This is a genomic window from Anaerocolumna jejuensis DSM 15929 (assembly GCF_900142215.1).
In the GTDB taxonomy this organism is placed as follows: domain Bacteria; phylum Bacillota; class Clostridia; order Lachnospirales; family Lachnospiraceae; genus Anaerocolumna; species Anaerocolumna jejuensis.
The window spans coordinates 203,244-214,671 of record NZ_FRAC01000007.1 but is presented as its reverse complement, the minus strand read 5'-3'; the positions used below and the strand labels follow the sequence as shown (position 1 = coordinate 214,671).

The window sequence follows — 11,428 nt, the reverse complement described above, 5'->3', positions numbered from 1 at the left end:
CTCATTCTTGTGTGAAAATTGCTTTCTAATTTTCACACTACCACTCACGCCCTCCCAACGCGCCGCAAGATTGAGCCGAGGATTTCGCAGGCTCAATCTTGTGTGTGAATTATGCTTCTCAATAATTCACACTACCCTCTGATAAGCTTCACGCGTACTCTGGTCGAAAACACTTCCATCAGCAGTATCAGAACAATGAGTCCGGCCAGAATAGCACCTACCTGATTCCAGCGGTAGGAGCTCATGGCGAACATAAGGGGAGCTCCGATACCTCCTGCTCCCACAAAGCCCAGAACTGCCGCATCTCTAAGATTCATGTCAAAGCGGTAAATTGCAGTAGAGAGGAAATTGGGAATCAGCTGGGGCATAATTCCGTAACGGATTTTTTCAAAGGTATTACAGCCGGCAGCATCCAAAGACTCCAGAATCCTGACGTCCAGATCTTCTATGGTCTCTATATTCATCTTGGTCAGCATGCCTATGGAGCATAAGGACATGGTCAGGAGCCCGGTAAAAGGTCCCGGTCCCGTTACCCTGATGAACATCAGGCCGTAAACAAAGGGCGGTATGGTGCGGACTGCCATAATAAATAATCTTCCAAGAAGGGCAACAGGCTTGGGCACAATATTGGAAGCAGCTAAAAAAGAAAAAGGAATGGCAAGTACTGCTCCTACAATTGTTCCAAGGAAGGCAATGCATACGGTTTCAAACAAGAGATAGGGAACACCCTTGGTTGTGAGGTTAAACAAAAACGCCGTATCCGGATGCAAAATCCCAAGAATAATATTTTTAGCCACCTGCAGTCCCTTGGATCTGCCTGCATTGAATTCCACCGCACTTCCGGACCAGGCAATCAATGCAAGTATCAAAATAAGGGTAATCATCTGATACAGCCAGAGCCTCGGACGGTTTTTATACTGCTTTTCTATCAAGTCCATATTTTCATCCATTGCAATCCTTTCAAAAATGATATTTTCTTTCTCTCTTTCCAACATGATACCGCTTTTTAGCATCACAAATAGGATGGAAGCAATCCTGTTTCGGACTCTTTCCGAAAATATTTCTAGGACAATCTGACTCTGATAAAGTGGCTGACAGCTTCTATTATTAATACGGTCAAAAACAGCATAATCAATATCATGCCTACACAGTCATACTCTCTCCAGCCTACCTTCTCACTGAGTATCAGCCCAAGACCTCCGGCACCTACATATCCAAGTATGGAAGCATACCTTACATTTCCTTCAAAGCAAAAAAGACAGACAGAGAGATAAGAGGATGTTACCTGTGGTAAAACAGCTCCCAAAAAAGCCTGGAAACGGCTGCATCCCATGGCTTCCATAGCTTCAAAGGCCCCCATATCCACAGTTTCAATCTGCTCATAGAGCATTTTTCCCACATAGGCAAACGTAAAAACAGCTATGGCTGTAGTCCCCGCCAGGGTTCCCAGCCCGAATACATAGGTTGCTATTAAGGCTGTTACCAGTGTGGGAAGCGTTCGGATAATACTCAGAATAAACCTTATAAAGCCAACCACTCCACGGTTTTTCACAATATTGGTAGAAGCCAGGACCGCTACAGGCATGGCCGCTACGGAACCGATAATCGAGCCCAGCAAGGACATCTTCACCGTATCAATCAGCGGTGTCCATATGCTGCCCGTATAGGATACCTTCGGCGGAAACATCTGTCCTAATATTACAAAGAACTGAATCCCTCTTTCTTTCAACAAGCCCATGTCAAAACCGGTTACCTTAACGGAAATATAAAAGAATACCGCTGTCAGTATAAAAGCAGGCAGAGCTTTGGAACGGGGTCTTAAAACGACCTTTCCGCTTTGGAGTTCATACTTTTTCATACTGCCTCCTCCAGCCTTCCTCCGTAAATGTCATTTAATACCTCTGTTGAGACCTCCGAGGAACTTCCGTCAAATACAATGCTTCCGTTTTTGATACCGATTACCCTGTCCGCATACTGCAGGGCAAGCTCCACATGATGAATATTAATTAAAACCGTAATGTTCATTTCCTTGTTTATTTTCTTAAAGTCCTGCATAACCTGCTTTGCTGTCACCGGGTCCAGGGAAGCAACTGGCTCATCGGCCAAAATAATCCGTGGATTCTGTGCCAGCGTTCTGGCCAGAGCAACCCTTTGCTGCTGTCCTCCGGAAAGCTGGTCAACCCGGGAATATGCCTTATCCAATATCCCTACCTTTTCCAGAGCCTCCAGTGCATCAATGTAGTCCTTTTTCGGAAAAATCCCCAATACCGTTCTCCAGACAGGCAGGTCCGGCACCTTGGCTGTAAGTACATTCTTTAGTACAGTGGTCCTGGTAACCAGGTTAAAGGACTGGAATATCATCCCGATACCTCTTCGAAAGCTTCTAAGTTTTTTTCCCTTCAGAGAATTTACATCCACATCATTTACAAAAAGTCTGCCGTCCGTTATATTATGCATCCGGTTAATGGTACGAATTAAAGTAGACTTTCCGGCACCGGAAAGCCCGATTATGGCAATGAATTCTCCCTGACCGATAGAGAGGTTAATATCCTTCAGCGCATGAAATCCATTGTCGTATATTTTATTTACCTGCTCAAATAATATCACCTTTACACCCTTTGCCTTTTCTTTTACATTTGCTCCCATAGCAGCTTCTGTCAGAACACTGCTATACGCCGGCTTATGTATCTTTTACAGGCCGCTCCCTTGCAGGTGCGGCCCTAAAATTCATACATAAGTGCCTGTTGTCATATGTAAAATTACTTGCCTGAATTTAATTTCTGAATTAACTCCTGAGCAGCGCGTTCCTTATCATAATCGGAGGATTTTGCCGCTACATAGCCTTCATGGCTGTAGATTGAAATAACCTTCTTTCCTTCGTCAGTACCTGCGATATTAATAAAAGCAGTTTGAAGGGCGGTCTTAAAATCATCTGTCATAATCTTGGAATTCTTGCTGACACTGATGGTATCATTGTAAATCGGCTCCGTCACTCCGATTACGTTGGTCTCTTCCCAGATAGAAGCACTCCTGTTATACTCCGAGGTCCATTTATCAGCATAATCACGTCTGGCGTCTGCATAAGCTAAAAGCACATCTGCTTCTCCTGAGGCCAGACGGGCAAAGGAGCTGCCATAGGAATCAGCCTGTACAAGGTTGGGCAAATCCGTAAGCTTCTTGCTGAATTTATCCTGCAGCCAAAGGGAAGGATAGATATAGCCGGCGGAGGAAGAAGAAGACATTACGCTGAAATTAGCACCTGAAAGGTCATCAAAGGTCAGCTCCTGTCCGGAATTCACCTTGTCCGCCAGCTCTTTTCCCTTTTCACTGGGTCCTGCTATAATTAAGCTTCTGTAGTAATTAACCTGTTTGTCCGTTGCTTCGGTAGCCTTTCCGTCATTCCAGTCCTTGGGATTAGCGGAATCCTTGCTAAGACCTGCTCTGGTGGCTGTCAGAATTACATCAGCACCGTCATCGTATAATACATAAGTTCCTCCCGGAATAAAACCGATATCCGCTGTTCCTGCTGAAAGTGCCTCTCCAACAGCTTCATAGCTTGTTCCTACGGAAATATCCACTTCACCGACTTCATAGCCTTCCTTGGCAAGCTCATCCTTTAGTAATGCCTTTAACGGGTCCGTTGCCGTAACGATTTCATCAGGCTCCCTGGAGGGTACAAAATAGACAGTAAGCTTGTCTATCTTTTTTTCTCCCGAGCCGTCCGTCTGCTGGGTCTTGCCTGAAGAGCAGGCCGTAGTGCCAACTACCATCAGTCCGGCAAGCATAAATGCTGTTAAACGCTTCATAAAACTTCTTTTTCTCATTCTTCTTTCCTCTCTTTCATTGGCTAAAAAGTTGTGATAATTTATCTGAAGAAAAGCTTGCAGTAACGGAAATTTCCGGTACTGTCTGCTTTACTTGAGCTGAAAGTATCTTGCCTCTAAGCTCCATAACGGTATAGGCGGCATGGTTTTTAAAGGTAAGCACCTCCTTATGGGTAACCATGGAAAAAGCCATGGAATCCGCCGTAAAATAAGGCTTTCCGGCAAACTGTGCCATATAGTTATGGTGGGTGTGCCCGCAGAAAATACCAAGAATATCACTGCCTGCTATTACTTTCTTTAATTCCCCGTCGTATTGGGCACAGGGCAGGCCATCCTGGTTGTCAATCAGCGGATGATGGAGAGCTAAAAGGGAACCCTCCGGTGAAGGCTCTTTTAAAGCCTCCTTTAACCATGTGATTTGTTCCTTTTCAATCAGGCCGTTAACCGACCTTCCCGTATCCAGAACTATAATCCGAAGGCCTTTGATTTTGTATACTCCATTATTTCCTTCAAACCTGCCATTCCTGTTAAAGACGGGGGAAAAGGCCTCTCTGATATCATGGTTGCCGGGCAATGCTATATATGGAATATTCCCCAACTCTTTTTTTAATAAGTCATCCAGGGCAAGGCAGTCACTTTCCTCTCCCTCATGGGTCAAATCACCGGTGAGTAAGAGAAAATCAAAGCCGTCCTCCCGTTCTTCTCTGATGCATTTTATAATATTGTCTTTTGGATGCTGCCTGGCGGCAATCAGAGCTTCAAAACCGTTATCAGCATACTGCTCCCGGTAATGAAGATCTGACATATGTAAAAATCGTATGGTACCCATCGGAATCTCCTTTAAGAAATTTTATGAAACTTTATAAATTTGGAGCATTTGCTCAGGTGCTCTTCCCCAGTGACAGTCTGGTGGGTATTATGACTTTCATGGTCTGGGTACGCCTGTTCAGAATGCGTTCTATTAATAATTCAATGGCTGTCTGCCATACAAAATCAGGGTACATCTTAATTGATGTATAATCCGGATACTTAGGCTTTAGTGTTTCAATATCATTGTAGATTACGACAGCGATGTCCTCCGGTATGCTAAGTCCCGCTTCTTCCATTGCTGCCAGCGCACCTTCCGCTATGGCATCACTTCCAAGGAGCAGGGCATCCGGCAGGTCTTCTGCCTCCAGAGCCTGTTTTAGAAGGCGGTATCCGCTCTCATAGGATAAATCACCTGTCAGTATTAATTCTTCCTGATAGCTTCCATATTCCTTCAGGTACCTGGTCAGGGCTTCCAGCCTGTGATACCCGATTTTCACCTGGTCCTTCTCATAAAGCCCGCCAATGTAGCCTATCTTCTGATATTTCTTTTCCTTTATAAGGAAATCTACCATCTGCTGCATTCCCAGACTAAAATCAATGACAATCTGATCATGCTGATAGCCTTCCCTCTCGGAATTTACAAATACAATATGGTAGGAAAGGCGGTGAAGATTGTCAATTTCCTCCGTATTAAAAGCACCAAAGGCTATGATACCGTCCACTTTATCAATATAATGGCTGTTCAGCCTTACAAAACGGACCTCCTGTTCCTGTGTAATCCCCTGTACCAGATATCCCAGAGAGGACAGGCGGAAGTTCGGCCATCCCTCCTGAATAATCTTCCAGTCAGCTACCCCAATTGTGATGGTCTTCCTTGCATTTGCCTTTCTCTGCTTTGGCGGCACATACCCCATCTGATGTGCTATTTCTAAAATCAAACGCCTGGTTTCCGGGCTGACAGCCATGGTATCATCCAGATTCAATACCCTGGACACCGTTGCCATGGACACTTTTGCCCTTTCAGAAATTTCTTTAAGTGTTGCCATCTTAATACCTCCTGTTGATAAATCGAATATAGCATAACCCAAAATGGACTTCAATAGCAGTTAGTAAAGTTTTACTAAAACTTTACTATACTTTGATTTACTTACTTTTATTAAATATTTTGCCTGAAATACCTTTTAAAAATTATATAATAATTAAGGATTTGACAAGGATTTGTTTAATGGCCGGAAAAGATTATTACGGCTTCCTGTGTTATATTGATATCAGAGAACGGGAAAGGAAGAGGATATGAATAAACCGATTTTACAAACAAAGCAATTATGTAAGACCTTTTCATCAGACGGACAGCAGCAGCATGTCCTTACTAATTTAGATATTGATATTTATGAAGGGGATTTTACCATTATTATGGGCAGCTCCGGATCAGGTAAAACTACTCTTTTGTATGCATTGTCCGGAATGGATACGCCGACCCTTGGCAAGATCATCTTTCGAGGCACTCAGCTTCAGGACCTTAACAGCGATGCGCTGGCTGCCTTCCGAAAAAAACATTGCGGCTTTGTATTTCAGAGCATTTACCTTCTGGAAAATATGAGTATTCTGGATAATGTATTGACCGCCGGATATCTTGTAAACAATAACAAGTCTGAAATAATCAAACGTGCCAAAGAGCTTTTTCTGCAGGTTGGATTGAGAGAAGAAATATGGCGCAAATTTCCCAGCCAGCTATCCGGAGGCGAGAAACAACGCGCTGCTCTTATTCGTTCCTTAATAAACAGACCTGACATCCTATTTGCAGATGAGCCTACGGGAGCACTTAATTCCTCTTCGGGCAAAAATGTTCTGGACATTCTTACGGACATAAACCATAGGGGGCAGAGCATTATTATGGTTACTCATGATATAAAAGCCGCCGTCAGAGCTGACCGTATCATTTACTTAATGGACGGCAAGGTATGCGGAGAGATTCTTCTGGAGAAATATACAGAAGCAGATGTGGAGCACCGCACGAAAAAGGTCCGGGACTTTCTGCGGGAAAATAATTGGTAAAGGAGGCATTTCATGATTTCACTTCATTTGGCACTTACAAATTTAAAACGCAAGCATAGTGGTGCCTTATCATTTGCTATTATTGTGATGATTGCCGTATGCTTCTTTAATATGATTATATCTACCGGAGAAGTTAAATCAGCCTTTGAATCCCAAGGCAAAAAATTAAACGGAACCGATTACTATCTCCTGTTTTCGCCAAACATGTATCATGAAGAGTTTTCAGCTTTCCTGGAAGCAAAAGAACATGTTACCGGTGTTAACGCAGAGGATATCATCAAATTTAACGGTGAATACTACTCACCCGGCACTAATCCAAGCACCACCTACATGTTCATTCAGAATATAAATACTGAGCGTTCCATTTCCAAAATTGATATTATGAAGCCGCAGGAGAATAAAAGCGGTATTTATTTACCCGTTGCTTTTCAGGAATTAGGTTATACGACTGGCTCGTCCTTTATACTAAGGGACTCCACTGAACAGGAATACACTTATGAAATATTAGGTTTCTGTAATGTATCGGAGTTTGGAGCAGTCAGTAACCTCTCTCAGATAAGAATTGCTGCCACAGCTGATGTTTTTCAGGATTTAGCCTCTAATTTCGGGACTAATACATTGTTAAATTTCACCGTGGATGACAAGGATGCCCTGCCTTACATCGAGTCGCAATTCACAGACTATACTTCCGCTTATAACAGCAGCACCCAATGTATTGAACAGGCAGCTTCCCGTACGGATTTTTCTGCTGTTTTTACCTTATTTGCTTCCATTATTTCAAGCATTATTGCTGCTTTTTCGGGAATAATTTTTATGGTTGCTCTTATTATGGCAATTTATAGAATCAAGTCCGGTATTGATGAAAACCTTACTGCAATCGGCACTTTGAAATCCCTGGGATATACAAGCAGGCAAATTGCCTTAAGCTACGTCTTCGAATACATCAGCATCAGCTTTATCAGCAGTATAGCAGGCACCATCCTTTCCTATGCCGGTACCCCCTTCTATCATAAGATGCTCATATTGACCACCGGTGTGCGGATTAATACCACTGTTCACATAAGCCTGGACATTATTATAATCTTAATTACAACATTTATAATCGCTCTGGCAGCTTATCTTTCCACCTCAAGAGTAAAAAAACTGCCTGTTGCTGTTATCCTCCGGGGAGGACTTCTATCCCACAATATTAAAAGAAATGAAGTGGAGCTGGAACACGCTAAAGGTTCTATCAACCATATCCTCTCGTTCAAGCATTTGCTGATGTTTAAAAGACAGAATATATCTACCTGCCTGATCATTACTATCATAAGCTTTACACTTTGCTTTGGATTCATACTCTTTGAATACTTTGGTATCAAGGACTCCTTTGTTAAAAATATACTTGACAGCGAGTTAACAGATGCCAATGTTACCTTGGATTCCCATGGGGATATGAAATACGTTTCTGACATTATCAGCAGGAATGAGCATGTACGAAAAATTATAAGAACCGGATTGGAAGGCGTAACGATTAATAATACCTCCTATAACGCACGTATTATTGATAATTTTCAGAATCTGGAAACAATTAAAATAGCAAAAGGGAGTTTTCCTGTCAACGACAATGAAATTGCTGTTACTGCTCATGTTGCAAGTTTATTGCACAAAAGCATCGGCGATGTTATAACCGTAAATTCAATAGGTATTAAAGCAGACTATATCATTACAGGTATTACTACTTCAACTATGTCTTACAATACTTATTTTAGCGAAGAGGGCTATAAACGCATATATGCGGCCTATACCCCTCTCACCATATACGCTTATCTTGATAAAGACTATACCTATGAGGAATTTGCCGATTTTATATTTAGCAAGTTCGGATATACCCAGAGTGAACTGTTATCCGGAAATACCTCCTGGAATACCTATGATAACTATTCTGTAATAAAACATATCATTGACACTAAAATGATTAAATTAAAACAAAATTATAACATTGACAGCATGGAATATGCTTTAAATATTGATGGTAACACAGTCTTAAGCGGCGGTACTTCTGCCTATCCCATTAAAGAAGTGTCTTCAAACGCCTCCATGCTGTCAGGTTATCTTGCTATTTTTAAACTGGCCTTTGGCCTTCTGGCGGTTTTCATCCTGATCATTACATTAATTATTATTGCCGTCGTACTTTCTATTATGGTGAAACAAACTGTCAACAACAAAAAACTGGAATTTGGCATCCTTAAGTCATTGGGATTTACTACCAGAGATTTAAGAAAGCAGCTTATCTTCAGTCTGATGCCATCCGTTGCAGTTGGTGCCTTTTTAGGTTCCGTGATTGCTTATGGAGCAGCCCTTCCTTTTGTAAGGAAGCTATTTTCCCTCGCAGGCTGGTTCAGCTTCCAATATGAATTACCTTCCATCCTTACACTGATAGCCGCCGCCCTGATTGTGACCATATTTACTTATACTGTCTCCTACTTACTTACTGCAAAAATCAAAGGAATCTCTATTTATGAGCTGATAGAAAATTAGAAAGGAGGATTTATCCGTGAAAAAGCTATATTTTAAGACATTCCTCAGCCTCTCTCTCCTTATGGGCGTAACGCTGCTGCCTGTTCAGGCTCCCGCTAAAAATAACACAGACAGTAATGCAGCAGTGCAGCAGGATTCCCACCTTACAGCAGAAAACAAGCTGTATGGCATAGGTTCTGTCAGTAAAACAGTTACTGCCACAGCAATTTTAAAGCTGGCAGACCAGGGGCTTATTGATTTAGACTCCCCTGTATCCGACTACCTTCCGGCATTTACCATGGCAGATGAACGTTATAAAAAAATCACCGTCCACATGCTGCTCAATCATTCCTCCGGTCTTCTTGGCTCCCTGTACTCAAATTCTGACCTGTATGGCTGTATTGACAATTCAAATCATGACCGTATTCTGAAGCACCTGAGCACCCAGCGTTTAAAAGCAGAGCCCGGTGCCTATTCGGTATACAGTAATGACTCTTTTGAATTGGCAGAGCTGATTATTGAAGCAGTAAGCGGACTTTCTTATACCGAATATATTACCAGAAATATCATGAAGCCATTGGGGGCTGGGGATACCATAACCATGCTTTCTGATTTTGACAGTTCCGATATAGCGGATACCTATAAGAATAACCGGCTGATGCCAACTGATTTTACAACTACACTTGGGGATGGAGGTATTCTTTCAACTGTCTCGGACTTATGTGCCTTCTCAACGATATTTATGAAGGACCACCCTTCCGTACTCAGCAGTGCCAGTGTAGCCGAATCAAAAAAAGAACAGTCTGCCGGAGCTCATATATACGATGGTAATTATGGTTTAGGATGGGATGATGTAAATGCATATCCTTTTAACAGGTATAACATTCAGGCCATTGAAAAGGGCGGAGATACGGAGAGTTACCATGCAGCGCTTACAGTCCTTCCTGATTACAATATGTCCGCTGCTGTTGTGTCCTCAAAAGGCAGCAGTACTTATGCTTCCCTTTTATCAAATGAATTACTGTTAAGTGCCTTAAATTTAACAACCGGCCTCCAGGAAACAACTCCGCAGACCTCATTTACAGGTAAGCCGGCCGCCATTCCTGATGAATACCTGGAATTTGCCGGTTTATACAATGGTGCCGCTTCCTTTTCCCTTGCTTTTAAAAATAATAAAATGTATTTAACCCTATTTTCCACACCAACCTCATCACCCAATAAAATGAAAAAAACCTTTGAACTGACATATCTGGATTCCGGATATTTTGTCTGTAAAGACGGTAACATACTAAAAACCCTTCTGCCGGTTACACAATGCTATATAACCGAAGGTTTCCGCCTGATTAAAAATCCTGATGAGTATGCGGTGGAGGCAGAATATTATTCAAAATACTTCGGGGTATCAACGAACTTTTCCCGTATGACTCTGGCTGCCAGGCTTGATGACTTTCAGGCTTCTGAAAGCTCCAAAACAGCATGGAATAAAAGAAATAATAAAAAGTACTTTCTTCTGGACGAACAGTATGCCAGTGCAGGTTATATGTCACAGCCATATATATGGGGTGAAATATCCAGTTACAACGATAATTATTTTCTGATGAACGGCTCCCTCTATGCAGTGACCGGTGATAATTCTCTTTCGAATGTCGGGAAAAAACGCGATATCGTGGATATCAGCATAACCAAAAAAGATAATACAGAATATCTGTCAGCCACCAACGGATTTCAATACGCAGGAGAAGAATATTTATCCAGCCTTGATAAAAAACGGACCTATACCATTGGAGCAGATGGCTTTACCAGATGGTGCCGTATTACTGACACTGATGCCGGAACCTATACCTCCATTGATATCTCAGGAGAAGGCCATTATTTTATATACAATCAATACGGCGCCTTAATTGATTCCTCTCTGTTTGAAAATGCCACCCGGACTTCGTATCTGATAAAAGATGGCTATATTGCTTTTGCCGGAAAACAGGGAACTGAATTCAGAATGAATTAGCTTAATAATTGAGTGGGGAGTCCAAGTTTTTGTCCGCCCCCACTCTAATAATTATAGGGAGCTATTGCAAAAGGTTATTGCAAAAAAAAAGAAACTCATGCCAGATAATGCGCATAAATCCATCGAAATTATACAACATCCGGTATTTGTTCCTTTTTTTGCTGTTCGCTAAACTCCCTAAATTCCATTAGCTCATAAGCCCTCTAAGCTTCCTAAGCCCTTTAAGCACCCGATA

At 42.2% G+C, this 11,428-nt stretch carries 9 protein-coding genes; 3 read left to right on the top strand and 6 right to left on the bottom strand.

Going from position 1 to position 11,428, the window contains the following annotated elements; translation table 11 throughout:
* Nucleotides 1-131: 131 nt before the first annotated feature.
* From phnE (BUB77_RS04440) to BUB77_RS04415, 6 genes are all read right to left on the bottom strand, one after another.
* Nucleotides 132-884 carry a phosphonate ABC transporter, permease protein PhnE gene (gene phnE, locus BUB77_RS04440; RefSeq protein WP_408606380.1) on the bottom strand — a complete coding sequence of 251 codons (753 nt, stop codon included), beginning with the start codon at nt 882-884 and terminating at the stop codon, nt 132-134.
* A gap of 179 nt (nt 885-1,063) precedes the next feature.
* Nucleotides 1,064-1,858 carry a phosphonate ABC transporter, permease protein PhnE gene (gene phnE / locus BUB77_RS04435; protein ID WP_073273329.1) on the bottom strand — a complete coding sequence of 265 codons (795 nt, stop codon included), beginning with the start codon at nt 1,856-1,858 and terminating at the stop codon, nt 1,064-1,066.
* Nucleotides 1,855-2,607: a phosphonate ABC transporter ATP-binding protein gene (gene phnC / locus BUB77_RS04430; protein WP_073273905.1), complete on the bottom strand. Its 753-nt coding sequence runs from the start codon at nt 2,605-2,607 to the stop codon at nt 1,855-1,857. The genes phnE (BUB77_RS04435) and phnC overlap by 4 nt, the downstream gene beginning before the upstream one ends.
* A 152-nt stretch (nt 2,608-2,759) precedes the next feature.
* The gene (locus BUB77_RS04425) at nt 2,760-3,824 is read right to left on the bottom strand and encodes a phosphate/phosphite/phosphonate ABC transporter substrate-binding protein (RefSeq protein WP_073273328.1); all 1,065 of its coding nucleotides are present in this window, start codon (nt 3,822-3,824) and stop codon (nt 2,760-2,762) included.
* A gap of 16 nt (nt 3,825-3,840) precedes the next feature.
* Nucleotides 3,841-4,653 (bottom strand): metallophosphoesterase family protein, encoded by an 813-nt coding sequence (locus BUB77_RS04420; RefSeq protein ID WP_073273326.1) that lies wholly within the window; start codon nt 4,651-4,653, stop codon nt 3,841-3,843.
* 52 nt (nt 4,654-4,705) lie between these two features.
* A complete protein-coding gene (locus BUB77_RS04415; RefSeq protein WP_073273324.1) occupies nt 4,706-5,680 on the bottom strand; it encodes a LacI family DNA-binding transcriptional regulator in 975 nt (324 codons plus the stop codon).
* A gap of 247 nt (nt 5,681-5,927) precedes the next feature.
* On the opposite strand from BUB77_RS04415, the gene BUB77_RS04410 reads away from it, so the two are divergent.
* From BUB77_RS04410 to BUB77_RS04400, 3 genes are read left to right on the top strand one after another with little or no spacing between them, the layout of a single operon-like run.
* The gene (locus BUB77_RS04410; protein WP_073273322.1) at nt 5,928-6,689 is read left to right on the top strand and encodes an ABC transporter ATP-binding protein; all 762 of its coding nucleotides are present in this window, start codon (nt 5,928-5,930) and stop codon (nt 6,687-6,689) included.
* Nucleotides 6,690-6,701: 12 nt separating this feature from the next.
* Nucleotides 6,702-9,209, top strand: a complete 2,508-nt coding sequence (locus BUB77_RS04405; RefSeq protein ID WP_073273320.1) for an FtsX-like permease family protein — start codon at nt 6,702-6,704, stop codon at nt 9,207-9,209.
* 16 nt (nt 9,210-9,225) lie between these two features.
* Entirely contained in the window at nt 9,226-11,193 is a 1,968-nt protein-coding gene (locus BUB77_RS04400) for a serine hydrolase domain-containing protein (RefSeq protein WP_073273318.1), read from the top strand.
* Nucleotides 11,194-11,428: the final 235 nt, after the last annotated feature.